Below are 17,653 nucleotides of genomic sequence, written 5' to 3' on the forward strand. Positions count from 1 at the left end.
GCGCTGTTTGCTCCGGCAAACAGCGCTTTTTTTTCATCTTTTTTGCATCTTTTCCACCCTCCCCCCCGCTCACGTATAATCTTCCATTTAGCGTCAGTTCCAGCATAATCCCATGAAGGTATTTCGAGGTCTTCCCAACGCGGCATCGCGGGCGCCGTGCGCACTCACGATCGGCAATTTCGACGGTGTCCACCTGGGCCACCAGGCCTTGCTGGCCCGCGTGCGCGAAGCTGCCGGCGATCTCGGGCTCGAAGCGGCCGTGATGACGTTCGAGCCGCACCCGCGCGAATTCTTCGCACAGAAGTCGGGTGACCTGACACGCGCGCCGGCCCGCATCGCCAACCTGCGCGACAAGCTGCAATCGCTGTCCGACAACGGCATCGACCGCGTGATCGTCGAACATTTTTCATCGTCGTTTGCCGCTCTCACGCCACAGCAATTCACCGAGCAGGTGCTGGTCGAAGGGCTGCACGTGAAGTGGCTGATGGTGGGCGACGACTTTTGCTACGGCGCGCGCCGCGCCGGCAATGTGCAGATGCTGCAGGAAGCGGGCCAACGCTACGGCTTCCACGTCGAAACACTGCCCACCGTGATGAACGGCGCCACCCGCATCTCGTCGTCGGCCGTGCGCACCGCGCTGGCTGAAGGCGACTTTATCCGCGCCGAGGCGCTGCTGGGCCACCCGTACGCCATGTCCGGCCACGTGATCCATGGCCAGAAGCTCGGCCGCACGCTGGGTTTCCCCACCCTGAATTTACGGGTACCGCACCGCCCCGCCCTGATGGGCATCTTCATCGTCCAGGTGCATGGCCTGGCGGACCAGCCGCTGGCGGCCGTGGCCAGCCTCGGCGTGCGTCCGACCGTGGACGACAGCGGCCGCGTGCTGCTCGAGGTGCATATTTTCGACTTCGCACAGAACTGCTACGGCAAGCAGGTGCGGGTGGAGTTCCTGCAAAAGATCCGCGACGAAGAAAAATACGTCGACCTGCCCACGCTCACCGCCGCCATCCACCGTGACGCCGACATCGCCCGCGCGTATTTCGCCAGGCGCGACGGTGCTAAAGATGGCGCCACCTCGGCCACCGACCGAATTTGAGCGCGCGACCAGCTACGCGCGCCGGCTACCCCGAATTCCCCGAAATCTTATTGAAGAAATCCCATGTCCAATCCAAAATCCGACAACCCTAAAAACAGCAAGAAGCCAGAGAGCAAATACCCGGTCAACATGACCGAAACCCCGTTCCCGATGCGCGGCGACATGGCCAGGCGCGAGCCGACCTGGGTGCAGCAATGGCAGGACAAGAAGATCTACGAGCGCGTGCGCAAGGCTGCTGCCGGTCGTCCGAAATTCATCCTGCACGACGGCCCGCCGTATGCCAACGGCGACATCCACCTGGGCCACGCGGTCAACAAGATCCTCAAGGACATGGTGATCAAATCGCGCTCGCTGGCCGGCTTCGACGCACCGTATGTACCGGGCTGGGATTGCCACGGCATGCCGATCGAAATCCAGATCGAAAAACTGTACGGCAAAAACCTGCCGACCGCCGAAGTGCTGACCAAGGCCCGCGCCTACGCGCTCGAGCAGGTAGACCGCCAGCGCAAGGACTTCATCCGCCTGGGCGTGCTGGGCGAATGGCAGAACCCTTACCTGACCATGAACTACTCGAACGAGGCGGACGAACTGCGCGCGCTCGGCAAGCTGCTGGAAAAAGGCTATGTGTACCGTGGACTGAAACCGGTGAACTGGTGCTTCGACTGCCAGTCGGCGCTGGCCGAGGCGGAAGTGGAATACCACGAGAAGCGCGATCCGGCCATCGACGTCGGCTTCAAGTTCGCCCAGTTCGATTCGCTCGCCGCTGCCTTCAACCTGCCGCAGCTGCCGACCGAGAACGGCTTCATCGTGATCTGGACCACCACCCCGTGGACCATCCCGTCCAACCAGGCGCTCAACGTCAACCCGGAAGTGACCTACGCGCTGGTGCAAACCGAGCGTGACGGCCAGCCGCTGCTCTTGATCCTGGCGCAGGACCTGGTGGAGTCGTCGCTGGCGCGCTTCAAGCTCGAAGGCACCACGATTGCCACCGCCCCGGGCGCGGCGCTGGAAAACATCAGCTTCCGCCACCCGCTGCACGCAGCCGATCCGTTCTTCGACCGCCTGTCGCCGGTGTACCTGGCCGACTACGTGACCACCGAGAGCGGTACCGGCGTGGTGCACTCGGCGCCGGCCTATGGCCTCGACGACTTTATCTCGTGCCGCGCGCATGGCCTGAAGGACGAGCAGATGCTCACGCCTGTCATGGGCGACGGCAAATTCGCGTCCACGCTGCCGCTGTTCGGCGGCATGACCATCTGGGAAGCCTCGAAGCCGATCTGCGACGCCCTGCGCGAAGCAGGCGCGCTGTTCGAACTGAAGATGTTCGCCCACAGCTATATGCACTGCTGGCGCCATAAAACCCCGATCATCTACCGCGCCACGTCGCAGTGGTTCGCGGGCATGGACGTGACGCCTGCCGACGGCGGCGCCACCCTGCGCGAAACCGCGCTGGCCGGCATCGAGCAAACCGAATTCTTCCCCGACTGGGGCAAGGCGCGCCTGCACGGCATGATCGCCAACCGTCCCGACTGGACCCTGTCGCGCCAGCGCCAGTGGGGCGTGCCGATGGCCTTCATCGTGCACAAGGAAACCGGTGCGCTGCATCCGCGCACGCCGGAGCTGCTCGAGCAAGTCGCCCAGCGCATCGAGCAGGGCGGCATCGACACCTGGCTGGCGCTCGACCTGAAAGACCTGCTCGGCGATGAAGCGGCCAGCTACGAGAAGAACAAGGACACGCTCGACGTGTGGTTCGACTCGGGCGTGACCCATCACACCGTGCTGCGCGGCTCTCACAAGGAACAGCTGGCGTTCCCGGCCGACCTGTACCTGGAAGGCTCGGACCAGCACCGCGGCTGGTTCCATTCGTCGCTGCTGACCGCCTCGATGTTGGACGGCAAACCGCCGTACAAGGCGCTGCTCACCCACGGCTTCACGGTCGATGGCGAAGGCAAGAAGATGTCGAAGTCACTCGGTAACACGCTGGCGCCGCAAAAGATCTCCGACACCCTGGGCGCCGACATCCTGCGCCTGTGGATTGCCACCACCGACTACACCGGCGAGCTGTCGATCTCCGACGAGATCTTGAAGCGCGTGACCGAAGCGTATCGCCGCATCCGCAACACGCTGCGCTTCCTGCTGGCCAACACGTCCGACTTCGACCAGGCGCAGCACGCCGTGCCGGTCGAACAGATGCTGGAAATCGACCGCTACGCGATCGCCAACATGGCCGCGCTGCAGGAAGAAATCGCCCAGCACTACGCCCGCTACGAGTTCCAGCCCGTGTACTCCAAGCTGCAGAACTACTGCTCGGAAGACCTCGGTGGCTTCTACCTCGACATCTTGAAGGACCGCCTGTACACGTCCGCTGTCGATTCGCCGGCGCGCCGTTCGGCGCAGACCGCGCTATGGCACATCACGCAAAGCCTGCTGCGCGTGATGGCCCCGGCGCTGTCGTTCACCGCCGAAGAAGCGTGGGCGATCTTTGCCGGCGCCGAAGCGTACGCCACCAGCGACGAGACCATCTTCACGCAAACCTGGTGGCAGCTGCCGCAGCAGGCCGACGCCGGCGCGCTGCTGGCCAAGTACACGGCGCTGCGCACGGTGCGCACCGACGTCACCAAGCAGCTGGAAGACCTGCGCACCTCGGGCGCGATCGGCTCGTCGCTGCAGGCGGAGCTGGCGATCAAGGCGTCGGGTGACAAGTACAAGCTGCTGGCCAGCCTGGACGACGACCTGAAATTCGTGTTCATCACGTCGGCCGCGCAGGTGACCGAAGTATCGACCGAAGCGGAAGAAGTGGTGGCAGTGGCCGCATCGACGGCCGAAAAGTGCGAGCGCTGCTGGCACTACCGCGCCGACGTGGGCAGCCATGCCGACCACCCTACCCTGTGCGGTCGCTGCTACAGCAACCTGTTTGGTGCGGGCGAACAGCGCAAGTTCGCTTAAACTGTGCGCGGCAATGCGCATCGCCGCCAACGCATGAACCGTCATTCCCGCGCAGGCGGGGATGACGCCACCGGATTTTCCCTGATATTTATATGGCCACCAAAAAAATCTTCCCGTCCAAATCCTCGGCCAGCCTGACGCCGTGGCTGGGCATCGCCTTCATCATCATCCTGATCGACCAGCTCACCAAGATCACCATCACCCGCACCTTCCAGTTGGGCGAGGAAAAGGTCATCACGTCGTTCTTCAACCTGGTGCTGGCCTATAACAAGGGTGCCGCGTTCAGCTTCCTGCACGACGCCGGCGGCTGGCAGCGCCACTTCTTCACCGCCATCGGCCTGGCGGCGGCCGCCTACATCATCTACCTGCTGAAAAAGCACGGCGGCCAGCGCATGTTCTCGTGGGCGCTCACGCTGGTACTGGGCGGCGCGCTGGGCAACGTGATCGACCGCGTGGTGTATGGTCATGTCGTGGACTTCCTCGATTTTCACTGGGAAGGCCTGGGCCATTTCCCGGCGTTCAATGTCGCCGATGCGGCGATCTGCGTCGGCGCCGCGCTGTTCATCCTCGATGAGCTGCGTAGGGTTAATAAATAAAGGGGCATCGCATGGAATTGAGCGGCAAGAAAATCGTGCTGGGCCTGTCCGGCGGCGTAGCGTGCTACAAGTCGGCGGAACTGTGCCGCGCACTGACCAAGGCCGGCGCCTCGGTGCAGGTAGTGATGACCGACGCTGCCGAGCATTTCATCACGGCCGTGACCATGCAGGCGCTGTCCGGCAACAAGGTGTATTCGAGCCAGTGGGACCCGCGCGTGGACAACAACATGGCCCACATCGACGTCACCCGCCACGCGGACGCGATCATGATCGCGCCCTGCTCGGCCGACTTCATGGCCAAGCTGGCGCACGGCGTGTGTGACGACCTGCTCTCGACCATGTGCCTGGCGCGTCCGCGCCATGTGCCGCTGTTGATCGCGCCGGCCATGAACGTGGAAATGTGGCAGAACCCCGCCACCGGCCGCAACGCCCGCCAACTGGAGGAAGACGGCATCGTCATCTTCGGTCCGGCCGCCGGCGACCAGGCCTGCGGCGAAGTCGGCATGGGCCGCATGCTCGAACCGGCGCAGCTGCTCGAAGAACTGATCGCGTCGTTCCAGCCCAAGGTACTGGCCGGTAAACGCATCCTGATTACGGCCGGTCCTACTTTTGAAGCGATCGACCCGGTGCGCGGCATCACCAATCTGTCGTCGGGCAAAATGGGTTACGCCGTGGCGCGCGCAGCGCGCGAAGCCGGCGCCGAAGTGGTGCTGGTCTCGGGCCCCACCGCCCTGCCGGCGCCGTTCGGCGTGCAGCGCATCAATGTGCAAAGCGCGATGCAGATGCACGACGCGGTGATGGCCAATGTCGACCACCAGCACATCTTCATCGCGGTGGCAGCGGTGGCCGACTGGCGCATCTCGAATGCCAGCGAACAGAAGCTGAAAAAGAACCCGGACGGCTCGGTGCCCGACCTCAAGTTCGAGCAGAACCCGGACATCCTGGCCACGGTGGCGGCGCGCACCTCGCTGGCCGGTCACCCGTATTGCGTGGGCTTTGCCGCCGAGTCGGAAAACCTGGTCCAGTTCGGCGCCGACAAGCGCGAGAAAAAAGGCATTCCGCTGTTGGTCGGTAACATCGGCCATCACACCTTCGGCCAGGACGACAACACCATCATCCTTTTCGACGAAAACGGCCACACCATCCTGCCGCGCGCCGACAAGCTCACGCTGGCGCGCCAATTGATTTCCGAAATTTCCAAACGCATTACCCAGCACTCCTTGTTCGACAAATAAACATGAATACCATCGACGTCAAAATCCTCGACCCGCGCATGAAAGACCAAATGCCGGCCTACGCCACCCCGGGCTCCGCCGGTCTCGACCTGCGCGCCTGCATCGATGCGCCGCTGGTGATCGAAGCCGGCCAGACCGTGCTCATTCCCACCGGCCTGGCGATCCACGTGGCCAATCCCGGCTACGCCGCCATGATCCTGCCGCGCAGCGGCATGGGACACAAGAACGGCATCGTGCTCGGGAATCTGGTAGGCTTGATCGACTCCGATTACCAGGGCCAGCTGATGATATCGACCTGGAATCGCGGCCACAGCGCCTTCACCCTGAACCCGATGGAACGCCTGGCGCAACTGATCATCGTGCCGGTGCTGCAGGTGGGCTTCAACGTGGTGAAAGAATTTGACAGCAGCGAGCGTGGTGTCGGAGGTTTCGGCAGCACCGGCGTACAATAAAAAGCAGGAGACTCAGGATGGCCCGGCAGCACACTTCGACAAAACTCGCATCATTGTCCCTGGTCGCGGCAGCGTGCCTGCTCACCGCCTGCACCACCTACACGGTGCGCCCCACCGACAGCTCGTCCGAGCCGGTCGTGGCCCGCACCATCAACCAGGACCAGCCGTTGGTCACCGCCAAGATGGCGGCGGCGCGCGAAGAACTGGGCCAGATGGTGGCGCTGCAAGACCGCCTGTACCGCATCGCCGCCCCGCTGCTGATCAATAACGCCGACCTGTGCCGCTCGCAAGCGCGCAACCTGCTCGGTTTTACCGCCAAGAACCGCTACTCGTACTCGGGCGAATACGTCGACGCCGCCACCGCAGTGCTCAACTACGGCGACCGCCTGGAAGTGGCCAGCGTACTGGCCGGCAGCGGCGCCGCCAAGGCCGGCCTCAAACAGGGCGATATCCTGCTGGCAGCCGAAGGCAAGGAACTGCCGCGCGGTCCCAACGCCGAAACCCAGGCGGCCGGCATCCTCGGTCCGCTCGCCTCCAGCAGCAAGACCCTGAACCTGATGGTCGAGCGCAAGAACGCCAACGTGCCGCTCAAGCTGCCCGTCACGCGCGCCTGCGCCTTTAAAATCGACATCGGCAATGCCGACAACATCAACGCCTACTCCGACGGCCAGCGCGTGCTGATCACGCGTGGCATGGTCAATTTCGCCCAGTCCGACGAAGCGATTGCCTACGTGCTGGCCAAGGACATGGCCCACAACATCCTCGGCCATGCAGCCACCACGCGCTCGGCCTACACGGTCGGCAGCATCATCGACAACCTGGTGGCGATTCGTCCCGATACGTCCATGCTGATCGGCAGCGCCGGCGTCAAGCCGATGCCGCAAGATCTTGACGCCGCTGCCGACCGCCTGTCGCTGTACATGGTGGCGCGCGCCGGCTACAGCACGGCTGGCGCGCGCGCGTTCTGGCAGCGCCTGGCCACGCAGTATCCGGCCTCGGTACTGAACGGCTACACGGCCAATCACCCGGCTGTAAACTACCGCCTGTCCGTGATCGACAAGACCGTGGCCGAAATCCGCAGCAAGCAGTCCTCCAACAAACCGCTGGTGCCGTAGGAGTCATCGATGAACAAGTCTGCCCTGTCGGTCGTGGTGTGCGTATTGCTTGCGGCGGCTGGCAGCGCCCAGGCCGCGCAGTGGGCCCGGGTGAACGGCGCCTCGGGCGGCGCCGGCAATGCCTATTACATCGACCGCGCCAGCGTGATCAAGAAGGACAAGACGCGCAAGGTGTGGTCGCTGCACTCGTTCGCCAGCACGCAAAACTCACCCGAAGGCAAACCGTACAAATCGGTGAAAGCGCTGCATTTGTATTCGTGCGAGGACCGCACCACGATCCTGCTCTCGCAGGTGTTCTACCCGGAAGCCATGGGCAAGGGCGAGGCGCTGGAAACCTACAAGTACGAGAAGTTTACGGCCGAGGATATCGTGCCGGACAGCCCGTACGATAATGCCTTGGCTATCGTCTGCAAGCCGTAACGATTAGCTGAAGTTCGGGAAGTCGGGGAACACCGTGGCCATCAGCCAGGTGAGCACCCCGCACAGCAGCACCACGCCGACCAGCACCAGCAACAGGCGGCCGAACTTGGGACCTTCTTCATCCTGGCTGTCGTCTTCGTAATCGTTCGGTTCGGTCATGGCGTTCCCTGCACGGTTCAGTGAGGCGTAGTATATTCCAACCCATGGACAGCATCGACCTCGAAGTACTCAAAACCAGCGCAGCATGGATCGCCTCCGGGCGCCGCTGCGAACTCATTACCGTCATCAAGACCTGGGGCAGCAGCCCGCGGCCGGTCGGCGCCACGTTGGCCATTTGCGAGGACGGCACCGTCATCGGCTCGGTTTCCGGCGGCTGCATCGAAGACGACCTGATTGCGCGCGTGCGCGACCACGGCATCAGCCGCACCGCGCCCGAAATCGTCAGCTACGGCATCACCGCCGACGAAGCTCACCGCTTCGGTCTGCCGTGCGGCGGCACCATCGAACTGGCGATCGAACCGCTGGCGCAGCACAGCCGCATCGCCGAGCTGCTCGCGCGGCTCGACCGCCACGAACTGGTGCAGCGCCGGCTCGACCTGCAGACCGGTGCGGTGGATTTGTCGGCAGCGCCGCCCGGCGCGCAGACGCAGGTAGGCGAGCGCGCCATGGTCACGCTGCACGGCCCGCGCTGGCGCTTGCTGATCATCGGCGCCGGCCAGCTGTCGCGCTTCCTGGCGCAGATTGCCACGGCCATGGACTACCACGTGACCGTGTGCGACCCGCGCGAAGAATACCGCGCCGGCTGGCACGTCGACGGCGTGCAACTGGTGCACGACATGCCCGACGATATCGTCACCGCCATGCGGCTCGACCACCGCAGCGCGGTCGTGGCGCTCACCCACGATCCCAAGCTCGACGACCTGGCGCTGATGGAAGCGCTGAAGTCCGACGCGTTTTACGTGGGCGCCATCGGCTCGCGCCTGAACAACAGCAAGCGCCGCGAGCGGCTGCTGCAGTTCGATCTGACGCCGGCACAACTGGCGCGCCTGCACGGTCCGATTGGCCTGTACATCGGCAGCAAGACGCCATCGGAAATCGCCATCTCGATCCTGGCCGAACTGACCGCGACCAAGAACGGCGTGCCGACCGGGATGCTGGTGCCGCATTCAGCAGCACCGACGGCGCCAGGCGCCGAGGTGTGCGTGGTGGAGACGGGCGCGGTTTAACCAGCCAGCTGTGACGATAAAAGCAATAACCGGCTGGCATTCTCCATCCCGCTGCGGGACAATGGCAGCATGAGCACAGCCAACCTCCTCCGCCTGATCTTCCTCGCCGCCATCTGGGGCGGCTCCTTCCTCTTCATGCGCATCGCCGCGCCCGTGCTGGGTGCGCCTGTGCTGATCGAATACCGCGTGCTGTTTGCCGCCCTGTTCCTGGGCGTGATGGCGCTGGTGCTGAAAAAGCCGCTGGCCTTGCGCCGGCACTGGAAGCATTACCTGATCCTGGGACTGCTCAATTCCGCGCTGCCGTTCCTGCTGTTCGCATTTGCCGCGCGCACGCTGTCGGTGTCGCTGATGGCGGTGCTCAACGCCAGCACGCCGCTGTGGGGCACGCTGATCGCAGCGGTATGGTCGCGCCACCCGATCACGCCCAAGGTGGCCATCGGCCTGCTGCTTGGCGCGTGCGGTGTGGCGCTGCTGGTGGGCTTCGACCATGTTGCGTCCAAGCCGGGCGCCGGCATCGCCATCGTGGCCGTGCTGTGCGCCTCGTTCATGTACGGCGTGGCCAGCAACTACACGCGCAGCGCGGCCAGCGCCCAGGGCGTGGAGCCGTTCGCCAATGCCCATGGTTCGATGTGGGCGTCGGTGCTGCTGGTGCTGCCGGTGGTACCGTTCTTCCCGGCGCCGGCCTCGCCCACCATCGGCGTCATGGGTGCGGTGATCGCGCTGGGCGTGCTGTGCAGCGGCGTGGCTTACCTGATCTATTTCCGCCTGATCCAGGACGTGGGACCGTCGTCGGCGCTGACCGTGACGTTCCTGAGTCCCCTGTTCGGCATCCTGTGGGGCGTGCTGTTCCTGGGCGAGTCGTTGTACTGGTACACCATCGTCGGCGCCGGCATCGTGGTCGTCGGCACCGCGCTGGTGACGGGCTTTCGCCCGAATTTCGGCGCGCTGCGCAAGGCCCGCGCCTGATGGCCGGCTTCACCTTCACGCTGGACCTGGCGCCCGGCTATCGGCTGCATGACGTGCTGGCTTTCCATCGCCGCGATACCGAAGCGGTGGCCGAGCAGGTTGAAGCGCATCGGCTGCGCAAGGGTGTGATGCTCGATGGCGTGCCGGTGCTGCTCGACGTGGCTTTCGAAGGCCGGTTCGGCTCTTCCAGAGACAGTCTCGGCGCGCCCGGCCGCGCAGTGTGCACGGTACACGCCGACGGCAAACTATCCGCCGCCGTGCGCCGCCGCGTGGAAGTACAAGCACATGACGCCATCCTCAATATCCTGGGCCTGCGCATCGACCCGGCGCCGTTTTGCGCGTTTGCCGCCGACGATGCGCTGCTGGGCGACCTGGTGCGCGCGCAACCGGGGCTGCTGATCGTGCAGTCGGCCACCGTGTTCGAGGCCCTGACCTGGGCCGTCATCGGCCAGCAGATCAACCTGTCGTTCGCCATCGCGCTGCGCCGCACGCTGATACAGCTGGCCGGGCGCCGCCACAGCAGCTGCTCGTGGTGCTATCCGGGGCCACAGGACGTGGCCGCGCTGGAACTGGATGCGCTGCTGGCCCGTAAATTTTCGCGCGCGAAAGGGGAAACGTTGTTGCGGCTGGCGCGGTTGGTGGACAGCGGCGCGCTCGACCTGGCGCTGTCGCCGGCCAACAGCATCGAACAGATCTCGGCGGCACTCTTGGCGGTGAAAGGCATCGGCCCGTGGACCGTCAACTACGGCCTGCTGCGCGGCTACGGCGACGCCGACTGCTCGCTGCACGGCGACGTCGCCATCCGCGCGGCCTTGCAGGCGCTGCTGAATGAGGAAGTAAAACCTGATATGGCCCGCACCGAGCAACTGCTGGCGCGCTACGCGCCGCACCGGACCATGGCGGCAGCACACTTGTGGGCCAGCTTGCATCCGCGAGCAGACAAGGAATAGGCCGCAGGGCACATCAAAGGTCGCCAACTTGTTGCAAAGCCAGCGGTACAAATGAAAAAACCGCTGACTCCTTACGGAATCAGCGGTTTTAGTATTTGGTTGCGGGGACAGGATTTGAACCTGTGACCTTCGGGTTATGAGCCCGACGAGCTGCCAGACTGCTCCACCCCGCGTCTGTATGGATGTATTATAGGGCAGTTCGCGGGATTAGGCAATCTTAATCCTGAAATGATTGCCGATAGGCCGAATAAATCCGCAGCCTGCCTGTGAACGACCATGCCTGTGCGCCGCAATCGGTGTAAAGTAGGTAAATGAGCAAACAATTCCGACCAGGCAGTTACCCCCTATGAAATATTGTTCCGAATGCGCCGCTGCCGTCACTTTGACGGTCCCGGCCGGCGACAACCGTCCGCGCTACGTCTGCACCAACTGCGGCACGATCCACTATCAGAATCCGAAAATGGTGCTGGGCTCGATTCCCGTGTGGGAACGCGACGGCGAACTCAAGGTACTGCTGTGCAAGCGCGCAATCGAACCGCGCCATGGCTACTGGACCCTGCCCGCCGGCTTCATGGAAAACGGCGAAACCACGGCCGAGGCGGCACTCCGCGAAACCGAGGAAGAAGCCGGCGCCAACATCACCCTCGGCAAACTGTTTTCGCTGTTGAACGTGGTGCGCGTGCAGCAGGTGCACATGTTTTACCTGGCCACCCTGCTCGACCTCGATTTTGCGCCCGGCATCGAAAGCCTCGACGTGCAGTTGTTCAGCGAGGGGGAGATTCCGTGGGACGACCTGGCCTTTCCCACCATTCGCGCCACGCTCGAACTATTCTTTGCCGACCGCGCGCGCATGCGCGAAGCCGGCGGCAACGCGGAGTATGGCTTCCACGAACACGATATCCACCGGGCCATGCGCTCGGACGATGCCACGTGATCCCCTGGCTGGAACGCGATACGCCCTTCCCCGATGTCTCGACCGCGCTCACGCGCGAAGCGCCGGGGCTGCTGGCAGCTGGCGCCGACCTGTCGCCGCAGCGCCTGCTGATGGCTTACCGGCATGGCATCTTCCCGTGGTTTTCAGAAGGTCAGCCCATCCTGTGGTGGAGCACCGATCCGCGCATGGTCTTGATGACGGACCAGTTTCGCATCAGTGACAGCTTGCGCAAGACCTTGCGCAAAGTGGAGCGTGAACGCACCAAGCCGGACGGCGGGCGCTGGCAGGTGCGCTTCGACAGTGCATTCGAGGATGTGATGCGCGCCTGTGCGGCGCCGCGCCGCGACGGCCCCGGTACCTGGATTTCGGATGACATCATCGCCGGCTACACGGGCCTGCACAGCATGGGCTATGCCCATTCTGCAGAGGTGTGGCTCGATGGCGCGCTGGTGGGTGGCGCATATGGCGTGTCGATCGGCCGGATGTTCTACGGCGAATCGATGTTTGCACGCGTCACCGACGGCTCGAAGATTGCCCTGGCCTACCTGGTGCGATTTTTGCGTGAACAAGGGGTCCAGATGATAGATTGCCAACAGGAAACTAGCCATCTGGCCTCGTTGGGCGCCATACCGGTTACGCGCGCGCGATTTTTAAGTCATCTCCGCAACACTATTGAATTGCCTCAAATCATGAAGTGGGAACCAATTGCTCCCTGGTCGCAAGAACGTTAAGCTGGAGGCACAACCGGCGACACGGTTTCTCGATAAACGCTATTATTGGTCAAAAGAACAACCGCCCCGCCGTACGACAGTACAGGCCCCGAACTAGGACCGGCATGACGCACCTGAATGAACTGCCTTTTGCGACGCTGCAGTTTTACACCACCGCGCCCTACCCGTGCTCGTATCTCGACGGACGACAGGCGCGCTCGCAAGTTGCCACGCCGTCGCACCTGATCAATGCCGACGTGTATTCGGAACTGGTCAAGAACGGCTTCCGGCGCAGCGGCATCTTTACTTACCGTCCCTACTGCGACGGCTGCCAGGCCTGCATCCCGGTGCGGGTGGTGGTTGATCAATTCCTGCCCAGCCGCGGCCAGCGCCGCGCCTGGGCGCGCCATGGCGACCTGATCCCGGGCGTGGCCACGCTGTCGTTTTCGGACGAACACTACGATTTGTACCTGCGCTACCAGAGCAAGCGCCACGCCGGCGGTGGCATGGACCAGGACAGCCGCGACCAGTACGCCCAGTTCCTGCTGCAAAGCCGGGTCAACACGCGCCTGGTGGAGTTCCGTGAGCCGGGTGGCATGCTGCGCATGGTCAGCATCATCGACGTACTGTCCGACGGCCTGTCGTCGGTGTACACGTTTTTTGATCCCGACGTGGAAGGCGCTTCGTACGGCACCTTCAATATCCTGTGGCAAATCTCGCAAGCGCGCGAATTGAAGCTGCCACACGTGTATCTCGGCTACTGGATCGCGGAAAGCCAGAAGATGTCCTATAAAACCAACTTCAAACCGCTGGAAGCGCGCATCAAAGGCGTGTGGAGTGTACTGGGCGACTGATAAAATACGGGCGAACAACATCCAGAGCGCCCTCATGTCCCAAAACTTCCTGTACTCCCTGGCCCGTCCGCTGCTGTTCTCCATGGACGCCGAGCAAGCCCACCACACCACCCTGCCCGCCCTCAAGCGCGCCGCCGCCCTCGGTCTGACCAGGCTGGTGAAACAACCGGCAGCTGACCCGCGCACGGTGATGGGCATCACGTTCAAGAACCCGGTGGGCCTGGCGGCCGGCCTCGACAAGGATGGTGCTTACATCGACGCACTGGCCGACCTCGGTTTCGGCTCGATCGAAGTGGGCACCGTCACCCCGCGCGCGCAAGCCGGCAATCCCAAGCCGCGCATGTTCCGCCTGCCCGAAGCGCACGGCATCATCAACCGCATGGGTTTTAATAACGGCGGCGTCGACGCCTTCGTGGACAATGTGCAGTCCTCGCGCTTTTACCAGGACAAGGCCGGCGTACTGGGCCTGAACATCGGCAAGAACGCCGACACCCCGATCGAACGCGCCACCGGCGACTACCTGCACTGCCTGGAAAAAGTCTATCCTTACGCCAGCTATGTCACCGTCAACATCTCGTCGCCCAATACCAAGAACCTGCGCCAGTTGCAAGGCGGCTCCGAGCTCGACGGCCTGTTGGGCACCTTGAAAGAGGCACAACTGCGCCTGGCCGACCAGCACAAGCGCTACGTGCCGCTGGCCCTGAAAATCGCCCCGGACATGGATGGCGACCAGGTCAGGAACATTGCCGATGCGCTCGTACGCCACAAGATCGACGGCGTCATCGCCACCAACACCACGCTGAGCCGCGACGCGGTGACCGGCATGCGCCATGGCGCCGAAGCGGGTGGCCTGTCGGGCGCGCCGGTGTTCGCGCTGTCGAACACCGTCATCAAGCTGCTCAAGGCGGAACTGGGCGACGCGCTGCCGATCATCGGCGTGGGCGGCATCATGCGCGGGGCGGACGCGAAAGTAAAAATGGACTGCGGCGCGCAACTGGTGCAGCTCTACAGCGGCTTGATTTACGCGGGCCCGGCCCTGGTGCGCGACTGCGCCGACGCCGTGCGCGGCAAATAAGGAATGACCATGGAAAAAACCGTACTGGGCACGAGCGGCCTGAACGTCTCGAAAATCTGCCTCGGCACCATGACCTTCGGCGAGCAGAACAGCGAAGCCGAAGCCCACAGCCAGCTCGACTACGCCTTCGAGCGCGGCATCAATTTCATCGACACGGCCGAGATGTACCCGGTGATGCCGCGCGCCGAGACGCAAGGCTCTACCGAGCGCTACATCGGCACCTGGCTCAAGAAAAGCGGCCTGCGCGATAAAGTGGTGCTGGCCACCAAGGCGGCCGGTCCCAATCCCAATTTGACCTGGGTGCGCGACGGCAAGCAGAACCTGGATGCTGCCAGCTTGCGCGCAGCGGTCGATACCAGCTTGCAGCGCCTGCAAACCGACCATATCGATTTATACCAATTGCACTGGCCCAGCCGCAACACGCCGATCTTCGGCAACACCGTGTTCAATCCCGAGAACGAGCGCGACTGCGTGGCGATCGAAGACACGCTGGCCGCCTTGGGCGACCTGGTCAAGGAAGGCAAGATCGGCGCGATCGGCGTCTCGAACGAGTCGAGCTGGGGCGTAAGCGAATTCATCAAGCAAGCCGAACTGAAAGGCCTGCCGCGCATCGCCAGCATCCAGAACCTGTACAACCTCACCGCGCGCCATTACGAAACCAGCCTGCTGGACGAGACCTGCTTCCGTGAAAACGTGGGCCTGCTGGCCTACAGCCCGCTGGCGTTCGGCCAGCTGACCGGCAAGTACCACGATAATCCCAAGGCGCACGGCCGCCTGACCATCTTCCCGCCCAACTGGAGCCCGCGCTACCTGCGCCCGTCCGTGCTCGAAGCGGTAGCGCAGTACACCAGGCTGGCGCGCGAGAATGGGCTTACCCCAACAGAATTGGCGCTGGCGTGGTGCTACTCGCGCTGGTTCGTGGCCTCGACCATCATAGGCGCGACGACTTTGGCGCAACTGAAGGACAACATCGATGCGTACGCAGTGCAGCTGTCGGCAGAAGTGATCGACCAGGTGAACGCGATTCACGCGCGCATCACCAACCCCGGCCAATAAGCTTGAGGGTGGTGGCTAGTCGCCACCACCATTCAACGCCGCCTCGATATCGGACCGCTTCAAATCCGGCGCAAATTGCAGGATGAAGTCGTACGCATACGAGCGCAGGTAGGCCCCTTTGCGCACCGCCAGCCGCGTCGTGTTCGAGGCGAACAGGTGCGACGCTTCCACCGCGCGCATGCCCTTGTCGCGGCCGTGGTCGAACGCCATCGACGCCACGATGCCCACGCCCAGGCCCAGCGCCACGTACTGCTTGATCACGTCCGAATCCATCGCCGTCAGCACGATGTCCGGCTTCACGCCGGCCTGGTTGAAGGCGGCGTCGATGTGGCCGCGGCCGGTAAAACCGACGTCATAGGTAATCAGCGGGAATTCCGCCAGGTCTTCGAGCCGGATCGGGCTGCGCGACAGCAGCGGGTGGCCATCCGGCACCACGATGATGTGGCTCCAGCGGTAGCACGGGAACGACACCAGGTCGGGGAACGCCGACAGGCCCTCGGTGGCGATGCCGATATCGGTCTTGCCCGATAAAATCCATTCGGCGATGTGCTCGGGGGCGCTCTGCTGCAAGGCGATGCGCACGTCCGGGTAGGCGGCGCGGAAGCCCTGCACCACTTTCGGCAGCGCATAGCGGGCCTGGGTGTGGGTGGCCGCCACGCTCAGGGTGCCGCTTTGCTGGCCCGTGTATTCGAGGCTGGCCTGCTGCAGGTTTTCGGCCTCGATCAGCAGGCGGTCGATGATTTTCAGGATGCCCTTGCCCGGCTCCGTCATGCCGGTCAGGCGCTTGCCGTTGCGCTCGAAAATCACCACGCCCAGTTCATCTTCGAGTTCGCGGATCTGGCGGCTCACGCCCGGCTGCGACGTAAACAGCGCGTTGGCCACCTCGGTCAGGTTGTAGCCGCGCCGGGCCGCTTCGCGGATCGAGCGCAATTGCTGGAAGTTCATAATGGCGCTCCTGCATCCACGAACACGTGCAGCCGCTTGGGACGCACGACCAGGGTCTCGCCTTCCTTAAGCTGCAAGTTGGTGAATCGTTCGTTCGACATTACTGCCTCGATCAGCTCGGACGTGTCGCCGCGTTCGAGGTCGAGCTGGGCCAGAGGACCGATCGCGTGCGCGCGGCGCAGCTTGACCACGATGCCTTCCGCACCGGGCGTATAGCGGTCGATTTCCAGGTCGTGCGGGCGCACGTACGCCGTGCCCTTGCCGTTGGCGCCTTCGCCATTCTGCTGGCCCGGCACCTGGAAGCTGGCGTCGCCGCTGGCCAGCACGCCGTCCTGCACACGGCCATGGAACATGTTCACATTGCCGAGGAAGCCATACACGAACGGCGACGCCGGATGGTTGTACACCTGGTCCGGCGCGCCGATCTGCTCGACGTTACCCTTGTTCATCAGCACCACCTGGTCGGCCACTTCCAGCGCTTCCTCCTGGTCGTGGGTCACGAAAATACTGGTCACGTGCAGGTCGTCGTGCAGGCGGCGCAGCCAGCGGCGCAATTCCTTGCGCACCTTGGCGTCGAGCGCACCGAACGGCTCGTCGAGCAGCAGCACGCGCGGCTCCACCGCCAGCGCGCGCGCCAGGGCGATGCGCTGGCGTTGGCCACCGGACAGTTGCGGCGGATAGCGGTCGGCCAGCCAGTCGAGCTGCACCAGCTCCAGCAGGTCTTTGACCTTGCGGCGGATCTGGTCTTCCGATGGCCGCTCGGCGCGCGGCTTGACGCGCAGACCAAAAGCGACGTTCTCGAACACCGTCATGTGCTTGAACAGCGCATAGTGCTGGAACACGAAGCCGACCTGGCGCTCGCGCACGTGGCGGTGCGACGCGTCGTTATTGTCGAGCAGTACCTGGCCCGAGTCGGGGTGCTCGAGGCCGGCGATGATGCGCAACAAGGTGGTCTTGCCGCAGCCGGACGGCCCCAGCAGCGCCGTCAGTTCGCCTTGCGGAAAGTCGAGCGAGACGTTGTTGAGGGCGACGAAATCGCCGAAACGTTTATGGATGTTTTTAACTTCGATCGTCATG

Annotated in this window: 18 protein-coding genes and 1 tRNA gene; 15 read left to right on the forward strand and 4 right to left on the reverse strand. The window is 63.8% G+C overall.

The window, feature by feature from the left end:
- The first annotated feature begins 112 nt into the window (after nt 1-112).
- The 7 genes from J2X54_RS20490 to J2X54_RS20520 all read left to right on the forward strand — a co-directional run bounded on the left by J2X54_RS20490 (nt 113) and on the right by J2X54_RS20520 (nt 7,860).
- On the forward strand, nt 113-1,096 hold the full coding sequence (locus tag J2X54_RS20490; RefSeq protein ID WP_070246768.1) for a bifunctional riboflavin kinase/FAD synthetase: 984 nt from the start codon (nt 113-115) through the stop codon (nt 1,094-1,096).
- Between the two features lie 63 nt (nt 1,097-1,159).
- On the forward strand, nt 1,160-4,042 hold the full coding sequence (ileS, locus tag J2X54_RS20495; protein WP_310183110.1) for an isoleucine--tRNA ligase: 2,883 nt from the start codon (nt 1,160-1,162) through the stop codon (nt 4,040-4,042).
- Nucleotides 4,043-4,134: 92 nt separating this feature from the next.
- On the forward strand, nt 4,135-4,638 hold the full coding sequence (gene lspA / locus J2X54_RS20500; protein WP_070246766.1) for a signal peptidase II: 504 nt from the start codon (nt 4,135-4,137) through the stop codon (nt 4,636-4,638).
- Nucleotides 4,639-4,649: 11 nt separating this feature from the next.
- A complete protein-coding gene (gene coaBC, locus J2X54_RS20505) occupies nt 4,650-5,873 on the forward strand; it encodes a bifunctional phosphopantothenoylcysteine decarboxylase/phosphopantothenate--cysteine ligase CoaBC (protein WP_070246765.1) in 1,224 nt (407 codons plus the stop codon).
- Between the two features lie 2 nt (nt 5,874-5,875).
- Nucleotides 5,876-6,325 (forward strand): dUTP diphosphatase, encoded by a 450-nt coding sequence (dut, locus tag J2X54_RS20510; protein ID WP_310183112.1) that lies wholly within the window; start codon nt 5,876-5,878, stop codon nt 6,323-6,325.
- A gap of 17 nt (nt 6,326-6,342) precedes the next feature.
- On the forward strand, nt 6,343-7,440 hold the full coding sequence (locus tag J2X54_RS20515) for a M48 family metalloprotease (RefSeq protein ID WP_310183114.1): 1,098 nt from the start codon (nt 6,343-6,345) through the stop codon (nt 7,438-7,440).
- 9 nt (nt 7,441-7,449) lie between these two features.
- Entirely contained in the window at nt 7,450-7,860 is a 411-nt protein-coding gene (locus J2X54_RS20520) for a surface-adhesin E family protein (protein ID WP_070246762.1), read from the forward strand.
- A gap of 3 nt (nt 7,861-7,863) precedes the next feature.
- Here J2X54_RS20520 and J2X54_RS20525 read toward each other — a convergent pair whose 3' ends face one another.
- Complete coding sequence (locus J2X54_RS20525; protein WP_167359032.1) at nt 7,864-8,019, reverse strand: hypothetical protein; 156 nt, start codon at nt 8,017-8,019, stop codon at nt 7,864-7,866.
- Nucleotides 8,020-8,063: 44 nt separating this feature from the next.
- Between J2X54_RS20525 and J2X54_RS20530 the strand changes: the two genes are divergently transcribed.
- From J2X54_RS20530 to J2X54_RS20540, 3 genes are all read left to right on the forward strand, one after another.
- Nucleotides 8,064-9,086 (forward strand): XdhC family protein, encoded by a 1,023-nt coding sequence (locus J2X54_RS20530; protein WP_310183117.1) that lies wholly within the window; start codon nt 8,064-8,066, stop codon nt 9,084-9,086.
- Nucleotides 9,087-9,155: 69 nt separating this feature from the next.
- Nucleotides 9,156-10,052 (forward strand): DMT family transporter, encoded by an 897-nt coding sequence (locus J2X54_RS20535; RefSeq protein WP_070246760.1) that lies wholly within the window; start codon nt 9,156-9,158, stop codon nt 10,050-10,052.
- Nucleotides 10,052-11,002, forward strand: a complete 951-nt coding sequence (locus tag J2X54_RS20540) for a DNA-3-methyladenine glycosylase 2 (protein WP_310183121.1) — start codon at nt 10,052-10,054, stop codon at nt 11,000-11,002. The genes J2X54_RS20535 and J2X54_RS20540 overlap by 1 nt, the downstream gene beginning before the upstream one ends.
- 96 nt (nt 11,003-11,098) lie before the next feature.
- Here J2X54_RS20540 and J2X54_RS20545 read toward each other — a convergent pair.
- Nucleotides 11,099-11,175: transfer RNA gene (locus J2X54_RS20545), tRNA-Met, on the reverse strand.
- Between the two features lie 173 nt (nt 11,176-11,348).
- Between J2X54_RS20545 and J2X54_RS20550 the strand changes: the two genes are divergently transcribed.
- The 5 genes from J2X54_RS20550 to J2X54_RS20570 all read left to right on the forward strand — a co-directional run bounded on the left by J2X54_RS20550 (nt 11,349) and on the right by J2X54_RS20570 (nt 15,631).
- Nucleotides 11,349-11,936, forward strand: a complete 588-nt coding sequence (locus J2X54_RS20550) for an NUDIX hydrolase (protein WP_310183123.1) — start codon at nt 11,349-11,351, stop codon at nt 11,934-11,936.
- On the forward strand, nt 11,933-12,667 hold the full coding sequence (gene aat / locus J2X54_RS20555) for a leucyl/phenylalanyl-tRNA--protein transferase (protein WP_070249466.1): 735 nt from the start codon (nt 11,933-11,935) through the stop codon (nt 12,665-12,667). The genes J2X54_RS20550 and aat overlap by 4 nt, the downstream gene beginning before the upstream one ends.
- A gap of 104 nt (nt 12,668-12,771) precedes the next feature.
- Complete coding sequence (locus tag J2X54_RS20560; RefSeq protein WP_070249467.1) at nt 12,772-13,500, forward strand: arginyltransferase; 729 nt, start codon at nt 12,772-12,774, stop codon at nt 13,498-13,500.
- A gap of 34 nt (nt 13,501-13,534) precedes the next feature.
- Entirely contained in the window at nt 13,535-14,575 is a 1,041-nt protein-coding gene (locus tag J2X54_RS20565) for a quinone-dependent dihydroorotate dehydrogenase (protein ID WP_310183128.1), read from the forward strand.
- A 9-nt stretch (nt 14,576-14,584) separates the two neighbouring features.
- Nucleotides 14,585-15,631 (forward strand): aldo/keto reductase, encoded by a 1,047-nt coding sequence (locus tag J2X54_RS20570; protein ID WP_310183131.1) that lies wholly within the window; start codon nt 14,585-14,587, stop codon nt 15,629-15,631.
- Nucleotides 15,632-15,646: 15 nt separating this feature from the next.
- On the opposite strand, the gene J2X54_RS20575 is transcribed toward J2X54_RS20570, so the two are convergent.
- Together J2X54_RS20575 and J2X54_RS20580 are read right to left on the reverse strand one after the other, a co-directional pair.
- Nucleotides 15,647-16,576 carry a CysB family HTH-type transcriptional regulator gene (locus tag J2X54_RS20575; protein WP_070249469.1) on the reverse strand — a complete coding sequence of 310 codons (930 nt, stop codon included), beginning with the start codon at nt 16,574-16,576 and terminating at the stop codon, nt 15,647-15,649.
- Nucleotides 16,573-17,652: a sulfate/molybdate ABC transporter ATP-binding protein gene (locus J2X54_RS20580; RefSeq protein ID WP_070249470.1), complete on the reverse strand. Its 1,080-nt coding sequence runs from the start codon at nt 17,650-17,652 to the stop codon at nt 16,573-16,575. Before J2X54_RS20580 ends, J2X54_RS20575 begins: the two co-directional genes overlap by 4 nt.
- Nucleotide 17,653: the final 1 nt, after the last annotated feature.

The sequence above is a fragment of the Duganella sp. 3397 genome (genome assembly GCF_031456625.1).
In the GTDB taxonomy this organism is placed as follows: domain Bacteria; phylum Pseudomonadota; class Gammaproteobacteria; order Burkholderiales; family Burkholderiaceae_D; genus Rugamonas; species Rugamonas phyllosphaerae.